20 protein-coding genes are annotated in these 17,064 nt (G+C 47.9%); 7 read left to right on the forward strand and 13 right to left on the reverse strand.

What is annotated here, in order from left to right; all coding sequences use genetic code 11:
- The first annotated feature begins 64 nt into the window (after positions 1–64).
- Positions 65–709 (forward strand): 2-polyprenyl-3-methyl-6-methoxy-1,4-benzoquinone monooxygenase, encoded by a 645-nt coding sequence (gene coq7, locus NWAT_RS03965; RefSeq protein ID WP_013219863.1) that lies wholly within the window; start codon positions 65–67, stop codon positions 707–709.
- A 51-nt stretch (positions 710–760) separates the two neighbouring features.
- Complete coding sequence (locus NWAT_RS03970; RefSeq protein ID WP_013219864.1) at positions 761–1,699, forward strand: LysM peptidoglycan-binding domain-containing protein; 939 nt, start codon at positions 761–763, stop codon at positions 1,697–1,699.
- 88 nt (positions 1,700–1,787) lie between these two features.
- On the opposite strand, the gene ccmI is transcribed toward NWAT_RS03970, so the two are convergent.
- From ccmI to ccmA, 9 genes are all read right to left on the reverse strand, one after another.
- The gene (gene ccmI, locus NWAT_RS03975; RefSeq protein ID WP_041350449.1) at positions 1,788–3,071 is read right to left on the reverse strand and encodes a c-type cytochrome biogenesis protein CcmI; all 1,284 of its coding nucleotides are present in this window, start codon (positions 3,069–3,071) and stop codon (positions 1,788–1,790) included.
- On the reverse strand, positions 3,068–3,529 hold the full coding sequence (locus tag NWAT_RS03980) for a cytochrome c-type biogenesis protein (protein WP_013219866.1): 462 nt from the start codon (positions 3,527–3,529) through the stop codon (positions 3,068–3,070). The genes ccmI and NWAT_RS03980 overlap by 4 nt, the downstream gene beginning before the upstream one ends.
- A gap of 1 nt (position 3,530) precedes the next feature.
- A complete protein-coding gene (locus NWAT_RS03985) occupies positions 3,531–4,064 on the reverse strand; it encodes a DsbE family thiol:disulfide interchange protein (protein ID WP_013219867.1) in 534 nt (177 codons plus the stop codon).
- A complete protein-coding gene (locus tag NWAT_RS03990; RefSeq protein ID WP_013219868.1) occupies positions 4,064–6,049 on the reverse strand; it encodes a heme lyase CcmF/NrfE family subunit in 1,986 nt (661 codons plus the stop codon). The genes NWAT_RS03985 and NWAT_RS03990 overlap by 1 nt, the downstream gene beginning before the upstream one ends.
- Positions 6,046–6,489 (reverse strand): cytochrome c maturation protein CcmE, encoded by a 444-nt coding sequence (ccmE, locus tag NWAT_RS03995; RefSeq protein WP_013219869.1) that lies wholly within the window; start codon positions 6,487–6,489, stop codon positions 6,046–6,048. The genes NWAT_RS03990 and ccmE overlap by 4 nt, the downstream gene beginning before the upstream one ends.
- On the reverse strand, positions 6,486–6,644 hold the full coding sequence (ccmD, locus tag NWAT_RS04000; protein ID WP_002810698.1) for a heme exporter protein CcmD: 159 nt from the start codon (positions 6,642–6,644) through the stop codon (positions 6,486–6,488). The genes ccmE and ccmD overlap by 4 nt, the downstream gene beginning before the upstream one ends.
- A gap of 122 nt (positions 6,645–6,766) precedes the next feature.
- A complete protein-coding gene (locus NWAT_RS04005) occupies positions 6,767–7,519 on the reverse strand; it encodes a heme ABC transporter permease (protein ID WP_013219871.1) in 753 nt (250 codons plus the stop codon).
- Between the two features lie 4 nt (positions 7,520–7,523).
- Positions 7,524–8,228 (reverse strand): heme exporter protein CcmB, encoded by a 705-nt coding sequence (gene ccmB / locus NWAT_RS04010; RefSeq protein ID WP_013219872.1) that lies wholly within the window; start codon positions 8,226–8,228, stop codon positions 7,524–7,526.
- Positions 8,229–8,236: 8 nt separating this feature from the next.
- Positions 8,237–8,887, reverse strand: coding sequence for a cytochrome c biogenesis heme-transporting ATPase CcmA (ccmA, locus tag NWAT_RS04015; protein WP_013219873.1), 651 nt, complete (start codon positions 8,885–8,887; stop codon positions 8,237–8,239).
- A gap of 405 nt (positions 8,888–9,292) precedes the next feature.
- Here ccmA and NWAT_RS04020 point away from each other — a divergent pair, with 405 nt between their 5' ends.
- Entirely contained in the window at positions 9,293–10,837 is a 1,545-nt protein-coding gene (locus NWAT_RS04020; protein WP_013219874.1) for a DUF2868 domain-containing protein, read from the forward strand.
- Positions 10,837–12,240, forward strand: coding sequence for a DUF3482 domain-containing protein (locus NWAT_RS04025; RefSeq protein ID WP_013219875.1), 1,404 nt, complete (start codon positions 10,837–10,839; stop codon positions 12,238–12,240). The genes NWAT_RS04020 and NWAT_RS04025 overlap by 1 nt, the downstream gene beginning before the upstream one ends.
- A 57-nt stretch (positions 12,241–12,297) precedes the next feature.
- On the opposite strand, the gene speD is transcribed toward NWAT_RS04025, so the two are convergent.
- From speD to NWAT_RS04040, 3 genes are all read right to left on the reverse strand, one after another.
- Positions 12,298–13,128, reverse strand: a complete 831-nt coding sequence (speD, locus tag NWAT_RS04030) for an adenosylmethionine decarboxylase (protein WP_013219876.1) — start codon at positions 13,126–13,128, stop codon at positions 12,298–12,300.
- A 73-nt stretch (positions 13,129–13,201) separates the two neighbouring features.
- On the reverse strand, positions 13,202–13,600 hold the full coding sequence (locus tag NWAT_RS04035) for a VOC family protein (protein WP_013219877.1): 399 nt from the start codon (positions 13,598–13,600) through the stop codon (positions 13,202–13,204).
- A 110-nt stretch (positions 13,601–13,710) separates the two neighbouring features.
- Positions 13,711–14,130, reverse strand: coding sequence for an OsmC family protein (locus NWAT_RS04040; protein WP_013219878.1), 420 nt, complete (start codon positions 14,128–14,130; stop codon positions 13,711–13,713).
- Between the two features lie 118 nt (positions 14,131–14,248).
- On the opposite strand from NWAT_RS04040, the gene crp reads away from it, so the two are divergent.
- The 3 genes from crp (at position 14,249) to NWAT_RS04055 (ending at position 16,148) form a co-directional block, all read left to right on the forward strand.
- Positions 14,249–14,899 carry a cAMP-activated global transcriptional regulator CRP gene (gene crp, locus NWAT_RS04045; RefSeq protein WP_013219879.1) on the forward strand — a complete coding sequence of 217 codons (651 nt, stop codon included), beginning with the start codon at positions 14,249–14,251 and terminating at the stop codon, positions 14,897–14,899.
- A gap of 390 nt (positions 14,900–15,289) precedes the next feature.
- Positions 15,290–15,601, forward strand: coding sequence for an IS630 transposase-related protein (locus NWAT_RS16935; protein WP_013220071.1), 312 nt, complete (start codon positions 15,290–15,292; stop codon positions 15,599–15,601).
- Between the two features lie 13 nt (positions 15,602–15,614).
- Positions 15,615–16,148, forward strand: a complete 534-nt coding sequence (locus NWAT_RS04055) for a transposase (protein WP_013219491.1) — start codon at positions 15,615–15,617, stop codon at positions 16,146–16,148.
- A 110-nt stretch (positions 16,149–16,258) separates the two neighbouring features.
- Here the strand turns inward: NWAT_RS04055 and NWAT_RS04060 are convergent, their stop codons facing one another.
- Positions 16,259–16,612, reverse strand: coding sequence for a hypothetical protein (locus NWAT_RS04060; RefSeq protein ID WP_157679790.1), 354 nt, complete (start codon positions 16,610–16,612; stop codon positions 16,259–16,261).
- Positions 16,613–17,064: the final 452 nt, after the last annotated feature.

Genomic DNA, 17,064 nt, shown 5'->3' on the forward strand with positions numbered 1-17,064 from the left:
TTGTTACCTAAGGTTAAGCGAGACTATTCTTAGGTTAATTGATAAAGCAGTAATGGAGTAGGGAATGGAAGGGAGAAGATTGTCGCAGCTTGACCATGCCATCATTAATTTTGATAGTGCTTTACGTACGGTTTTCGGACAACCTCGGGCAACCGAAAGGGCTAGTCCTGCCTCTGGTATTGCAGAAGGAGCATTGAGTGAGAAAGAACGGAGGCTTTCAGGGTGCTTGATGCGGGTCAATCATGCGGGGGAAGTGGCTGCCCAAGCTTTGTATCAAGGACAGGCATTAACTGCGCGCCTTACCGAGATTCGAAAAGCTATGGAGAATGCCGCTAGGGAGGAGAACGAACATCTCGTTTGGTGCCAGCAGCGAGTACAAGAGCTTGGGGCCCATACCAGTTACTTTGGCCTCTTTTGGTATGGGGGCTCTTTTGTCATCGGCGCCTTGGCGGGGATGGCGGGAGACAAGTGGAGTCTAGGCTTTGTGGCCGAGACGGAACGTCAAGTCGTTAAACACCTAGAACGACATTTAGATCGTATTTCCGCTCAAGATACCCCAAGTCGGGCTATCTTAGAGCAAATGAAAGAGGATGAAGCTCGGCATGCTACAGTGGCTTTAGAAGCCGGTGGAGTGGAGTTACCTTCTTCCATTAAGGCCTTGATGGGGGCCACATCGAAAGTGATGACCCGAACGGCGTATTGGATATAGCCTTTCTAACCATTGTCAAGAGTAGCTAATATAAATATAGGAGCAAGAGCTATGGCTGATTTTAAACGTGGCGATTCTAACTACGTACGGTCCGCCTACAGGCGGTCAGGTTCTGAACGGCCCGAATATGGGCGTTCTAAAAATCGTGGGCAGATTTGGTCTGTCATCATCGTGCTTTTGCTGATCGTCGTGTTGGCGGGAGGCGCGGTATGGATGTATCTCAATGGTAAAGGCGAAGAAGAAGCCGTGGTAAGCAAAGAATCTGAAGTTGCTAGCCCGCAAATAGCTGAGTCAAGTACCACCGAGATGGAGCCTTCCCAGCAAGGAGGCACTGAAGAAGGATTTACCTCTACAGCTCCCAGTGACGAAGATGAGTTTGCATCTTCAACTCCCAGCGAGGAAGAAGATGAATTTGCTTCTATTTTAGAAGAATTAGGGGTAGGGAATGAGCCCAGCGAAGAAGAAACTTCCGCCTCCTCCAGTACGGTAGAGCCGCAAGCAAAGGGATCAGCCGCTGAAGATAATACTGCAATGGGGGCTGCGCCGGAGGAGCCCCAGTCCTTTGCTGAGGAAGAAGAGCAATTTTCTACCGAGGAATTTACTATACCTGAAGAAGAGCAGCCAGAAGAAGCGGGTGGAAGGCAAACTGAACTGGCTACCGGTCAGCCTAGAGGGGCTGGGACTGAGCGGCAATTAGAGGAAACCCAAAAGAGAGGGGAAACTAATAAAAAGGGAGCAGAAGAGGAAAGCTTTGCTGCGGTAACCCCGTCATTTGAAGAAACTCCAGCCCCCAGTAAGCCCCAATCGGCAGGATCATTTCCAGAGACGGTCACTGTTCGGTCAGGTGATTCCCTTTCCGTTATCGCTGACCGTGTTTATGGTGATGCGGGTAAGTGGCGTTTAATTTATGAAGCTAATCAGGATCAATTGGAAAACCCTGATCAATTATTGGTAGGGATGAAGTTAACCATTCCTGCTCCAAATGATTAGTTAATATATCCGGTATCCGGCGGTAAACATTAGCTAAAAAAGAAGGGCGAATCGCTAGCGATATTCGCCCTTCTTTATATTATAAAAGTTAGGGGACACGCTGGTTAATAACTACCGATACTGGTTTGGAAGAGGTAGCTGGAATAATACCTTCGGCAAATCCTTCGAAATCACCACTTTGAGGCACCGGATTACCTGACCAAGAAACTCGAGCCCCAATTTGAAACTCGCTAAAATTCGACATCTTCATGCTCGGCATCATCGCCATGGAATCATTTAATACTACTGTGATAGGTAGATCCTTAACTTGATGCCGGGCGGCTGCTAAGGGCATGGGAGGACCTTTAGCTGCACGGGCAAAAACGAAGACGGTAGAACTTTCAGAGACCTCACTCTGGAGGGCGGGATCAAGCGCTACTTTCACTTCGATGCTAGGAGCCGGAGTATTTCCTTCCTTCGTGTTGGTAGCGGTTGCCGAAGCTCGCGTTTCTGTAGTAGCGCGAGCGTCTGTTGTTGCCCCACTAGTCGCCATTTCTGGTGCTAATTGCGCCAAATGGGCGCGCACCATACGCTCTTCCTCGCTACCTGGTGGGAGCTGGGAAGCGAGCTGCTGAAGGTAGGTTTTTGCTTCTCCGTCCTGGTTCGTTTGGAGCGCGTTTACCGCTGCTAGCCACAACGCTTTGGGATGTTGGGGGGCAAGCTCAAGCGCACGATGTACCAGTTTCAAAGGCGCTCCCTGCAGACGCCGTCCTTGGCTCGCGGCAAGGGCTTCCGCATAGTCCAAAATGACATCAGGATTTTGGTCATCCAAGGTATAGGCTCGGCCTAATGCTTCGGAAGCTTTCGCAAATTCATTCGTAGCCAAATAGGTGCGGCCTAGCAATTGCCATCCTCTGACATCTTCAGGGTGTTCTGCAAGCCGTGCTTTAAGCCCCTCCATGGCATGACGCATAGTATCCATTTCTTGCTGAGATCCCTCTTCCATAGCCCAAAAACGTGCAACTTGATCACCCGCCCCAAGCTGTTGGTAGGCCACGAAGGCCAGTGAGGGCGTGAATAAGAGCAGAAAGAGCGCAGTGATCCAATGCCGTTTTGATTTGAGTTTAGTAAGAGGTGTGGTGTCCGTAGCAAGATCGGCGGCCATGGCTTCTTCTAGCTCACGTCGGGCCAGAGAAAATTGTTCTTCGCTCAGAGTACTATTACGAAGCTCTGCGCGTAGTTCCCGTAGTCGTTCCCGGTAAACTGCGATCTCCGCCGTAGTTTCGTCAAGAACCTGTTGATTAGGGCGACGTAATAAAGGTGGGAGCAAAAAACTGAGCGCAAGAAGCACCATTATTCCTGCAGCTATCCAAAATATTGACATGGAAGTCATGAGTCCTCTTCTTCCAGTAGTTTAGCCATACGGCGATGTTCCGCTTCAGAAAGGGTAGGGGTCAAGGCCTGGTGGCGCCTTCGCATGACAATGATGAATACCCCAAATCCCAGCAATAAAAGTAATACAGGCCCAAACCAAAGCAAATAGGTGGTAGGCCGCATTGGCGGGCGGTAAAGGACAAAATCCCCGTAACGTTGTACCAGAAAATCAACAATTTCTTCATTGCTGGCACCCTGCTGCATCTTTTGATGAATTTCGCGCCGCAAATCGCCCGCTAGATCAGCATGGGAATCGGCGAGGGATTGGTTTTGGCAGACCAAACACCGCAGCTCTTCAGCTAATTGCTGGAATCTGGCTTCTTGGCTTGGGTTATCAAATTTGAAAATAGCAGGATCAGCGGCAAAGACTGCCTGTGATCCCGCCAGGGTAACCATCAACAGTAGTGTCCGAATCATCTTAACCCCCTTGAGTCCCGAATGACTGAATTAGAGGGAACAGCTTGTCTTCTACAACCTTCCAGGTTAGGGGACCAATTTGCTTATAACGAATGACGCCTTTGGGATCGAGAAGAAAGGATTCAGGAACCCCATAAACACCCCATTCGATACCCACTTGTCCGTCCGTATCGACAGCAATGGCCGTATAGGGATCGCCCAGGTTGGCTAACCATTGTAATGCGGCCCCTCGTTCGTCTTTGTAGTTGAGACCAATGATGGGCAACTGGGTTTCTCTCGCCAGCCGAATCAGAACTTCATGTTCCGCTCGGCAGGCAACGCACCAACTGGCCCATACATTGATCAGGGCTGGCTTACCCAGGAGGTCACTGCGGTAGATTTCCTTGTCAGGCGTTCTGAGCTGGGGAACCCCCAGCTCCGGGGCCGGTTTGCCGATAAACGGCGATGGCACTTGTCGGGGATCCCGTTGTAAGCCAACAGCAAAGAATAGGACTAGGCCCGTAAAAACGATTAAGGGAATAGTATAGCGCAACATTAGATTTCAGCCGTAGCCTCAGGTTGGGAGGGTTTAAGCTTAAAGCGCATTTTTTGTGCGCTCACCCGATAGCGCCGATCACTGGCGGCAACCGCGCCGCCTAGGGCCATCAATAATCCACCCAGCCAGATCCAGCGTACAAAAGGTTTAAATTGAATGCGTAGACTCCAAGCATTATTCCCAAGGGATTCTCCCAAGGCAACGAATAAATCCCGGAATAGCCCTGCATCAATACCTGCTTCCGTCATGGGAGAAGTTTGTACTAGGTAGATGCGTTTTTGAGGGTGGAGAGTTGTGATCAAATCTTCGTCTTTGAAAACGGATACAGTTCCTTCAATGGCCCGATAGTTAGGACCATCAACTTCATGAACTTTATCTAGGCGAAACTCATAGGCGCCTAATTCCGCTGTCTCGCCCACGGTAATGCCCACATCTCGGTCCTGTCCATAGATAGTAGTTAAGGTGACGCCGACAATAGCGACCGCAAAGCCGGTATGGGCTAGAGACATGCCTATAAAGCTCCGCGATAAGGAGCGTGCTCCCGCCACAATCCCCCCCCGGTTCCGGAGTCGATTCCAGAGACCAAGCAGGGTCGTGAGGGCAATCCAAATAGCGACGGTCAGCCCGGCAGCCGCACTGAAAACATCACCTTTATCAACGACATAAGGAACTAGAATTCCAATCGTTAAGCTAATGGCAAAGATAAAACCTAGTTTTTTAATAAGCTCCCCCAAGCTTTGCTGTTTCCAGCGTGATAGGGGGCCCGCTCCTAGCAAGAAGGCTAGGATAACCATTAAAGGCACAAATACGGTATCAAAATAAGGTGGGCCAACCGAGATTTTACCTAACCCTAATCCTTCCAGAACCAATGGATAAAGAGTACCTAACAACACGCTGCCCGCAGCGACTATCAGTACGACATTATTCGCCAATAGAAGCCCTTCGCGGGAGAGAAGGTGAAAACGGCCTGTATCCCGTACCTGCGGCGCCCGCACGGCATAGAGAAGGAGTGATCCGCCTACGGCGAGCCCCAGCAATATTAGGATAAAAACACCCCGCGTAGGATCCGTTGCAAAGGCATGCACGGAGGTGAGCACCCCGGAACGCACTATAAAGGTTCCGAGCAGACTGAGGGAGAAAGTAAAAATGGCCAGCAGTACTGTCCAGCGTTTGAAGGCATCCCGTTTTTCAGTTACTGCAAGGGAATGAATCAGCGCGGTACCCACAAGCCACGGCATAAAGGAAGCATTTTCAACCGGATCCCAGAACCACCAGCCGCCCCAACCGAGTTCGTAGTAGGCCCACCAACTCCCTAAGGTAATCCCAATGGATAAAAATAACCAAGCAACTACCGTCCAGGGTCTAGACCAGCGCGCCCAGGCTGCATCTAGGCGTTTGCCGATAAGTGCTGCAATGGCAAAGCTAAAGGCGACGGAAAAGCCTACGTAACCCATATAAAGCATAGGAGGGTGCATCACTAGGCCGGGGTCTTGCAATAAAGGATTGAGATCTTGTCCGTCCAGGGGGGCGGGGAAAAGACGTAAAAATGGATTAGAGGTTAGGAGCATAAATAACAAAAAGCCCACATTAACCATGCCCATGACGGCTAATACACGGGCTACATAGGCTAATGGTATGCTACGGCTAAACAGGGCCACGGCTACTGTCCACAGGCCTAGAGTTAAGCTCCACAGTAATAGCGATCCTTCATGGGACCCCCAGATGGCGGCAAACCGATAGGCTGGTGGCAGCGCTGAATTAGAGTTATTAGCTACGTAGGCCACGGAAAAATCATTATTGAGAAAGCTGATGGCCAGGCAGGTGAAGGCAATGATTAGAAAGAAACACTGACCATAAGCGGCAGTTCGTGCTACATTCATCCAGCCTATGATTCCACGCTGGGCACCAATAAGAGGCAATATTGCCTGGGAGAGGGCTAGAGTGAGGGCTAAAATCAGTGCGAGTTGTCCAAGTTCTGGAGTCATAGCTTATCCTCGGTATTTGCTTTTGTTTTGGCGAGTGAGTCGGCGACCTCAGGTGGCATATATTCTTCGTCGTGTTTTGCTAATACTTCGCTAGCTTCAAACACTTTGTTAGGTCCTAGCCTGCCCATGGCAACGATCCCTTGTCCTTCGCGAAAGAGATCAGGGAGGAGACCGCTATAGACCACGGTGATTGTTTGCGCCATATCGGTGAGGTCAAATTGCACATCTAGATTGCCGCTTTCTCGCTTTACGCTGCCATTAACCACCACTCCTCCGACTCTAATGCTAGTATCCGTAGGCACTTCTCCAGCCATGATTTGAGTGGGATTGTAAAAAAAGAGAATGTTTTCTTGAAAGGCTTTTAGCCCTAGTCCAGTGGCAATGGAAACCCCTATGACCACCAGTATTACCATCGCAAACCGCCTTTGACGCACAGTCATAGCTTATCCTCCCGCTGTAGCTGACGGGTTATTCGGCGCTGCCGAAGCCGGGCATGTATTATGTTGCCCACTAATACGACGGCGGCAATTCCGTAGGCTGTCCACACGTAAAGGGCATATCCGCCCATATGGAAAAATTCCTGCAATGTATTCATAACTCAGGAAAAAATTTCAGGGTAGTGATTGAAAAAAGGAAAACTTGCCCGAAGAATGGACTCTAGAAAAGTCCACTAGTTCATTATTCATTGGTTCGTTAGCAAGATTTAAACAATAGAAGCTAAGAGGAACCTAGCACCTGTTTGACCCAACCATTATTGCGCTCCCGTTCCAGAAGTTCCGAGCGGGCCCGGAGTAGGAGCAAAGTTATATAGTAAGTTGTGAAGGCTGTTGCCATAATGAGCAATGGAACTAGCATGCTCCAGTGAATAGACGGAGCGTCGAATTTAGTGACTGTGGGGCCTTGATGCAAGGTATTCCACCACTCTACCGAATAGTGAATAATCGGCAAGTCGACTAGGCCCACTAGGGCAAGGATAGCGGCTGCCCGGGCAGCTTGCCTGGGATCTTCGATGGCCGATTGTAAGGCCATGTAACCTAGATACAGGAATAACAGGATTAGCTCCGAGGTTAGGCGCGCATCCCATACCCACCAGGTTCCCCACATGGGTTTACCCCAAAGCGAGCCCGTGATTAACGCCAATAAGGTAAAAGAGGCGCCCAATGGTGCGCTCGCACTGCCAATGACCTCTGCAACTTTGACCCGCCAGATTAGGGCAATAGCCCCTGCCGAAGCCATGACGACATAGATGAACAAGGACATCCAGGCGCTGGGGACATGGATAAATATAATTCGATAGCTGTCGCCTTGTTGGTAATCCGCCGGGGCGACGACTAATCCCCAATAAAGTCCTACGATTAACAAGATTGCAGTGATGCTCGCCAGCCATGGGAGTAGGCGGCCAGACCAGGTATAAAAATATTTTGGAGAGGCTAAGTGTTGGTATCGATGGTGGAATGGTAGATAATGCATCGGTTTAGCTCATTCGGATACATAAGGCGGCCGAAGTGGCGATGGGTGCCAAGGTTGCGGCCAATACTAATAAGGCGCCAAGGAGATAAAGCTGCCCATCGGCGGGCAGGCCCTGGGCCGCCGTCTCTACAGCGCCAGCGCTGAAGATCAAGATGGGAACATAAAGGGGGAGTAATAGCAGGGTCAGTAATAGTCCACCCCGCCTTAATCCTACGGTTAAGGCCACCCCCACGGCTCCTACTAAACTGAGGGCGGGCGTACCTACCAGGAGAGTTATCAATAAGACAACCAGGGGCCAACCCGAAATACCAAATATTAACCCCAAAAGGGGGGCGAGCAAAATCAATGGCAGTCCGGTAGCTAGCCAGTGCGCAAAGATTTTGGCAAGTACCAGTATAGGCAAAGGATGGGGGCTTAGAATAAGTTGCTCTAGACTGCCGTCATCAAAATCTGAACGGAACATGGCTTCCAAAGAGAGCAGGGTGGCAAGCAAGGCTGCAATCCAGATGATACCGGGTGCAATTTGCCGTAGTACTCCGGTCTCCGGCCCGATACCGAGCGGGAAAATACTGGCTACCATGAGAAAAAAGAGGAGTGGATTGGCGGCATCGCTGCGGTGTCTAAGGACCAATAAGAGATCGCGTTTAGTGAGCCACCAGCAGGCATGGGAGAGGGTGGATGCATTCATCGGTAGGGCTAAGCTGGTCATAGAGGTGTCTAAGCAGAGATTTCTAAGGTTCGAGCATGGGCAATATTGATGGCGTGATGACTGGTAAAAATCGCCATTCCTCCTGCAGCGGCATGTTCCTCTAGTAGAGTAGCGATGGTCCGTATAGCCACTTTATCCAAAGCGGTAAAGGGTTCATCCAGAAGCCACAACCATGCCCGGTTGACTAATAGGCGGGCTAATGCTAGACGGCGACGTTGTCCCGCTGAGAGAAATCGGCCGGGGAGTTCCCGTATTTTAGTTAAACCAACGCGCTCTAGCGCCTGTTCCGGATCTATGCCTCCCCCGTTAAGCGCTCCTGCTATCATAAGATTTTCGTGGGCGGTCAGCTCTCCCTTAATGGCATCGGTATGGCCCACATAGGAAAGTTCGCTGTGATACAGAGGTCTTATTTTATTGATCGGTTGCCCACGCCACTGGAGTGTACCTTCTTCGGGTAATAACAACCCGCACAACAGGCGCAGTAAGGTGGTCTTGCCTGAGCCATTGTGGCCAGAAACTTCAAGCACTTCTCCCGCGTCAACGGTGAAGTTCATGTTCTGAAAGAGTAATCGTTCACCACGGCGGCCCGCGAGTCCCTCCACTTGTAGCCGTGGTTGGGTTTGGTCTGAAACCGTCTGTTGCTTGTTATCCTTGCCCATAATTTAGGCTTTTCTTCCTTTGCTGTGGTCCGCTCAATCGAGCATAATAGCATGATCTGATTATACCAGCTTACCATTACTAGGCATGAGTTTGGGAGCATCATAACTTATGAAAAGGAATTTTTTGGGGCTAAATATCGTCAAACCCGCTAAGTATGCTACACTGATACCTTCATATCTGTGAAATTTTGCCTTCCTCTGCTCTGTTACTCAATAGCCATATTTATTGGCTTAGCCTGCTGTTTATTAAAGTGGGTATAAACGATAATTTAGTTCTGCCAAACAAATATCATAAATTATCATACCCAAGCAATTCGTCAGAAGCGGGTAACCCGTGTTTAAATATTATATTCCCTCTTAGAATAGGGACCCAGTCACCTTAATTGAGCAAGAAACCGTGGTTTTATGGAACAGGCAACCCATCATCGTTCGATCCTCGCTGATTTAGTGGATTTCAGTGCACAAATGGATTTGGATGCTACCATGGAGTCTGGCGATCTGCGCCACCGTGATCGTAGTATTGGGCGAGAGTTGGAACATCTTGTCAATAAGCCCCGGAGCCAGCTTCGCCAATGGCTATGGCGAGTTGCCGAGGACAAACAGAATCTCCCTGGTAATAACGCCGTTAAAACTCTTCGCTTAATTACCCTGGTGTTGTTTTTTCTCGGGATTACTGCCGGTTGGATAACTGCATTGGGGGTGTTTGCCTATGACGGTACGCAGCCAGTCAATGTGGTTAACGTATTGGCAGTATTTGTGGGACTCCAAATACTGCTTTTACTGATGTCTGCTATTATGGCTCTGCCCCAGAATATCCTCCGTTTTATCCCTGGAGCACGCTCATTGCAGGATCTTTTTGGTGTGCTGAGTCCGGGGCGGTTAGCGCCCACAATTGCACGGTTTTTATCGCCAGATTACCGCTTAGCCTTTGAGGCGATTTTGGGCCGCCAAAAGGCGCACCATATTACTTATGGCCGGGTAAAAAAATGGTTAATATTGCAGCTCTCTCAGGTATTTGCCGTGGCTTTCAACGTGGGCGCATTATTCAGTTGCCTTTATCTAGTTACGATTTCTGATCTAGCCTTTGGATGGAGTACGACATTAGCGTTTCAGGCTGAAAAATTTCATTGGTGGGTACAGCAATTGGCCTGGCCGTGGCGCGATTGGCTTGGGAGTGCCGTTCCTTCCGCCAATCTCATTGAAGTAACCCGGTTTTATCGTCTTGACGAAGGTATTTTACCAAATGCGATGAAGTTAGAGCCTAAAGATGCTTCCACCCTAGGTCAGTGGTGGCAATTTCTGCTTCTGGCGATTATTTTTTATGGTTTGCTGCCACGGCTTTTTACATTAGCTTTTGCTCGCTGGCGCCTTAATATAGCACTAAACAATGCTTTTATCCATGCGCCAGGAGCTACTCAGGTTCTTGATCGGATGAATCATGCGATGGTTGAAACAACAGCGGTAGAACCTGAGGCAAGAGCAGTACCTATGCCAGAGGTAGTATCATCTTTTCATACTGAGAATTTCGCCGGGGTTAAGGGGTATCTTGTTAATTGGGCTGGGATTAATTTGGCTGAAAACCAGCTAGAAAACGCGCTGCGGGTGGCCATGGCGGTAAAGATCGATCAGGTACTCCATGCGGGTGGTAAAAGCCCCATTGAGCAAGATCAGCGTGTTATCGGAAAATTGCAAGCGTCGGAGGACACGATGGCTATTGTGGTTGCTGTGAAATCATGGGAGCCTCCTCTCTTGGACTTATTAGATTTTTTAGAAGCGCTTCGTTCTGCATTGGGTCCGCAGCGATTAATTACCGTAATTCCGTTGGCGCTCAACCATAAGGGAAATCTGGTTTCTGCCGATTCCAGCGATTTAGATATTTGGCGGAAAAAGCTGCAAAGTCTGGGAGATCCTCAGCTTGATTTTCGCCCATTGAATTTTGAGGCAAGCTAATGTCCGCTCCCGTATTTGCGGTGGTGGGTCATCCTAACAAGGGCAAGTCGAGTATTGTAGCTACGCTTGCTCAGGACGATTCAGTCCAAATTTCATTGATACCTGGTACCACCGCTAAATGTCGTCATTTTCCCATGAAGGTGGATGGTGAAGTGCAGTATATTTTGGTGGATACACCAGGGTTTCAGCGGGCACGACAAGTATTGGCATGGATGAAAGCACGGGCAGCAACGGCGGCAGAAAGAACTGCGGTTGTTTGCCAGTTTGTAGAATCTCATCGCAATACGGGTAAATTCGTCGACGAATGTGAACTGCTTGAACCTCTTATGGAAGGGGCAGGCATTTTGTACGTTATTGATGGCTCTCGCCCCTATGGCGAGGAATATGAAGCTGAAATGGAAATTCTCCAATGGACCGGCCAGCCTAGCATTGCCCTTATCAATATGATTGGTCAAGATAGTTATATTGAAGAGTGGCGTGCTGCGTTAAGCCAATATTTTAGGATTGTGCGAGTATTTAATGCGGTTACGGCAGAGTTTCACAAGCGTCTTGAATTGCTCAAGGCTTTTGGGCAATTGCGAGAGGAGTGGCGGGTTCCGTTAAGACGGGCAGTAAAAACGCTAGAAGAAGACCGCCGTGCTCGGCGCCAGCGGAGTGCTTCATGTATCGCGGAGATGCTGGCCGGAATGATAGTGCTTAGCGTGACCAAACGGTTATCCTCCAAAGAAGATGCCCCATCTCATAAAGCATCCTTAACTCAAAAGTATCAAGCAAAGCTACGCAGCCTTGAGCAAAAAGGCCGGCGTGCCATTGAAGATATTTATGATTACCATGAATTAAAATGCCGGGAAAAAGAAATTGAAGTACTCGATGAGGATCTGTTTTCTCTTGACAGCTGGAATATTTGGGGCCTAAAACGGCGTCAGCTCCTTACCACGGGTGCGGCGAGTGGAGCCTTGGTTGGTTCGGGTGTCGATCTAGCAGTGGGTGGAACCTCTCTGTTACTGGGGGCTACTATTGGTTCTATGGTGGGAGGGGCCTCGGCCTGGTTCTCTTATAACCGTATTTCGGACGTTAAAATGCTAGGATTGCCACTGGGCGGAACAGAATTGCGGGTGGGGCCCGCCGGCAATATTAATTTTCCCTATGTCGTGTTGGGACGGGCGCTTTATCATCATGCAGCCGTAACCCGCCGGACTCATGCTCAACGGGATATTCTTAGCCTTGATAACGCAACTGAAACCGCCAGCGCCCGCTCTCTCCCAGAGCAGCAGCGGAAAAAATTAGAAAAAGTATTTACCCAGCTTCGAAATACGGAGGATAATAATGTCGATCCTGCTTTAATAGACCGCTTGGCTGAAATTATTGAGATCATTATGGAAGATTCAGATCGAATAGTTTAGGGTCCTTAGTTTAAAAGGCGCGATTAATAGATAGCTATTTTTTAGTGTCGGATAAAACTATCTCCGAGAGGATTCAATATCGGGATGGGGTATATTCTTACCGTAGAAGATTTCCAGCATTTCGTTCTTTACTCGATCAGCAATTGTTTGCTGCTCCTGGGAGGCAAGGTCAGAAGCATTTCCTCCAAATAGGTAATCATCAAGCTCAAAATCCTTAAGCATCATCTTAGTGTGAAAGAGATTTTCCTGATAAATATTCACGTCGATCATATGATACCGTTCCTTGGTGTCTTCTGCGATGAAATTTTGAATGGAGTTGATGGCATGATCAATAAAATGCTTTCCTCCATATACGTTGCGGGTAAAGCCCCGGACTCGATAATCCATAGTGACGATATCCGACTCTAAACTATGAATAAGATAATTTAGAGCCCGTAATGGCGATACCCGGCCACAAGTGGAAACATCGATGTCCGCGCGGAATGTACTAATCCCATTTTCCGGGTGACTCTCCGGGTAAGTATGGACGGTAAGATGGCTCTTATCCAAGTGACAGACGAGACTTTCTGGTAGAGGTCCCGGTTCTTCCGCGTTGGTAAACTGCTGATGTATCTCCGTCTCATCCTCAGCAATCAGCATGGTCACACTGGCCCCCTGGGGTTCATAATTTTGCCGGGCAACATTCAAGATGTTAGCGCCGATAATTTCGGCAACCTCAGTGAGGATGCGGGTTAACCGCTCAGCATTGTACTCTTCATCGATATATTCAATATATTCCCGGCGTTGCTGAAATGTTTGGGCATAACAAATATCATAAACATTGAAGCTCAACGTCTTGGTTAAATTATTGAAACCATGTAACTTAATTTTGTTAAAGGCACGGGTCATCGCTGGTGTCCCTTTCCTTCTGGCTGGCTAATGATGCTATTATTAATTACTCTAGCGGGCCGCGCATTATCCCCTATTTTGCAATAAAAGAGGAATGGTAAATAAACTGCAGGATTGTGCCCGCGGGATCAGTACAGTAGAAACTACGTGCGCCATCCCGATGGGTACGCGGCGTTGTTTTTATGGGAACATGCTGGGCCTTAAGATGCTCATACCAAGCATCTACTGTCTCAGGAGTATGAATAGCAAAGCCTATATGATCCAATCTTTGTGGCCCTTTCGGGAGCTGATCCGGAGGTGTTCGGTGTAACGCTAGACTGTCGTTTCCCGAGGTAAGATACACATTCTCTGGATCTGGACGCCATTCGACTCGCATCCCAAGGAGTTCTACGTAGAAATTTTCGCAGGCATCAAGATCGTTTACGAATAAGGCCACATGGCGCAGACCGGCCGTCACTGGAGGTTGATTCAACAGTCGCTATCCTCTCAAAAATTGTTTATAAATTTAAGTTCTACCATTACGGCGACTGCTAATACAAGCCCATTATCTTATTTTGGGAATAGATTGGGTTTGTCTTCAAACTAGTCAATATCAATGATTTCGTAATCATGGCTAATAGAAGCGGCTTTACCCAACATGATAGAAGCGGAGCAGTACTTTTCGCTAGAGAGTTTAATGGCTCTTTGGACATGGTGTTCTTTAAGTTCGTGGCCAGAAACCTTAAAATGGACATGAATATGGGTAAATACTTTGGGTATGCTTTCCGCCCGCTTGGCCGCAATTTCTACCACGCAATCGGTAATAGATTGCCGGCTTTTCTGTAAAATTTGCACAACATCAAAGGCGGTACAGCCACCTAATCCTAGCAGGAGCATTTCCATGGGCCGAACGCCCCGGTTGTGTCCGCCGCTCTCGGGAGGCCCATCCATCACTATGGTGTGGCCACTTCCTGATTGGCCGGTAAAACTGCTTTCCTCGATCCATTTAATACGGGCTTTCATAAACGATAACTCCAGGGTAATTAAAGATGTTCCTATTGTTGCCAATACTATTATAGGTTGAATTCACTTAGGATAAGAGATCTGAATCATGATTGGGTCTATGTTAGAAAGGACTACTATGGGAGAGAACTTGCCCCTAGCGAGCCAAGATTCCATCGAGTGTTTCCTTGAGTATTGTCATATTAAGAATCTTTCTGCCAAGGCACCTATTATTCGTCCTGGAGACCCAGCGGATACGCTGTATTACATTCGCAAGGGTTCCGTAACCGTCTATATAGAAGACGAGGAAGGAAACCAGCTTATTTTGGCCTATCTTAATCAGGGAGATTTTATCGGTGAGATGGGGTTATTCGCTGAGATTCAGAATCGGAGTGTGCTCATACGGGCCCGAACTCCTTGCCAGTTAGCGGCGATCACCTATGAGCGATTGCGGTATTTATCCCAAGGACCGCTGGCAGAGCATTATCATCAAATTTTGCTCGCTCTTGGCCGTCAACTTACTCGGCGCCTTCTGGAAACTAATCGTAAGGTTAGTCATCTAGCCTTTATGGATGTAGCCGGCAGGGTTGCGCGAACATTGCTGGATCTGTGCCAGCAGCCCGATGCCATGACTCATCCTGATGGTATGCAGATTCGCATTACTCGGCAGGAGATAAGCCGAATCGTAGGCTGCTCCCGGGAGATGGCCGGAAGGGTGCTTAAAGAGCTACAGCAGCAGGGTTCGATTTGGGCTAAAGGTAAGACCATTGTAGTTTATGGTACCCGCTAATTTAAACTTGTTTGCCCGGCTACTTAAAAAAATGAGATGGTGGGTCTGTTCAGTGGATTGTACAGTGTAAGCAAGCGTTAAGGCTACGATGAACAACGGGCTTTTTGTCAAATAAAGATCCATCTCTTTAGTGAATTTCAAGCTTTTGAGCATTTTCTGTTCTAGCATCAAATTTGCGTCGGCTGTTTAGTTCAATTTAATCTCATCTGAAAATTCCTAGTTTTTTATGGCTGCTCCTTGTCTTAGTAGGTAGGGGGTTACCCTTTCTATAGCCTGGATTTACGCAGGCCTTGATGAACAATGGGGACTTCTAACGGATTTAAGTTTGGCGTAGCCAAATATATTTTCTATAGTTATTTCATTTAATTATGGGACATGTTATGCTTTAGCATGACTTATTCACTTGATTTGAGAGAGGCCGCGCTCTCGTACATAAAAAACGGCGGCAGTAAGGTTGAAGCATCCCGTCTTTTCGGTTTTTCCCGCTCTACTCTATACAGATGGCTTGATATGGAAGATTTAACCCCGAAAATTCATGGTTCGAGAGATCGCAAGATTGATAAAGAGGCTTTAAAGAAACATGTTAAGGACCATCCCGATATGTTCTTGCATGAGCGTGCTGAGATTTTTGGCGTTGCTGTGAGCGGAATGCACTATGCGCTCAAGCGCTTGGGCATCGTAAAAAAAAGAGCGCGGGTATAGCGAGCGCTGTACTATGAAAAGGCAGGAGTATTTGGAAAAGCTCCGCGCCGAGCATCGCATGAGGGGCTTTAAGAACCTGATTTACATTGATGAGACTGGCTTTGATGCGCCTTGCTATAGAGATATGGGCTGGGTAACAAAGGGGCAAAAAATTCTTGGTCTTGTGAGCGGAAAACGCAAGCGCAGAACCAATCTGATCATGGCGCAACGTCACAATGCATCGGGACGTCAGAAAAAATGGCTGGCTCCCATCCTTTTTGAAGGCTCATGTACAGCAGCTCTTGTGGAAACATGGATTGAGCGATGCCTGATGAAAAAGCTGGATGAACCCACCATCATCGTCATGGATAACGCCAGCTTCCACAAGCATAAACGTATTCAGAAGTTCGTGGCGCCGGCTTATCACATGGTCATACCATTGCCGCCTTACTCGCCAGACTTTAACCCCATAGAAAAAACATTCGGCGCCATGAAAAAAAGGAGAAAATCCATCCCTCAAAACACAACAATCGACCAACTTATATTGTCTTATAATTCAATGAAATGACTATATCTCAGCATTCCCTCTTGAGGAGGGAGAGAGATCCGCCGGATAGATATAGAACTATCTCATTACTGGAACAGTTTTTAAAGAATTACTACAATAGAATCAAATACTTAATTTTTAGTTCCAATATTTATCTGGATTGTAATAGGCAGCCGACTTGATTTCTTTTTTTTCTTCCATATCCGGTAAATCCGCTTGGCTCTTGCAATTCTATCCCGTATTTTTAACTTCCTGATACCATAGATAATAAGCCCAAGACTAAGGAGCACAATTGGATCTGCCATATGCCCCACTTGCTCGGCCCCGTCTCCTAATGCTCCTCCTATTTTCCCCTCAGCAGTGGGAAAGCGTTTATTGCTGGATAGCTTTAAGTCCTTGTAATAAGCATTAGGATTAGCTTCTCTTAGATCACTGCGCTTTTGCATATTCAGGGCAAAGCGAGTCATTTTAGGATCAGAAGACATGGCTATCTTAAGGGAATCCACCATGGAGTTAAAAAAGTTATTCTTGATCCCTAAATCAGCCCGATAAGAGAGCACTTGAAAGGTGGTAGGCTCACGGTGGTAATGGGTTTTTCTTTTAAATTTTCAGGATATTTGTCAGCTAAGTACTGCGCCCCTACGCGGATATCCAGAAAAGGGGAAGCGGGGTCTCTTCTAGCCATAATGTTTATTGCTCCTCCTGTGGGATCAGGTTGCATGATTAAACCCTTTATCGGATTCTGGCGGTAAGGCTTTAAGCATATAGCTGAAAGAATTGGATATTAGTTCAGCCGGTTTTTCGGCACAGGTAGTAATAAGGCTTCCATATTGGCGATTATAGAGCACTTATACCATTTACCCATATCAACCTACTAGGTACACCTATTTAAGGCATAAATCAATTCTAAGGCACCTGACAGGCTCATATAGCCATT

This window comes from Nitrosococcus watsonii C-113 (genome assembly GCF_000143085.1).
GTDB lineage: Bacteria > Pseudomonadota > Gammaproteobacteria > Nitrosococcales > Nitrosococcaceae > Nitrosococcus > Nitrosococcus watsonii.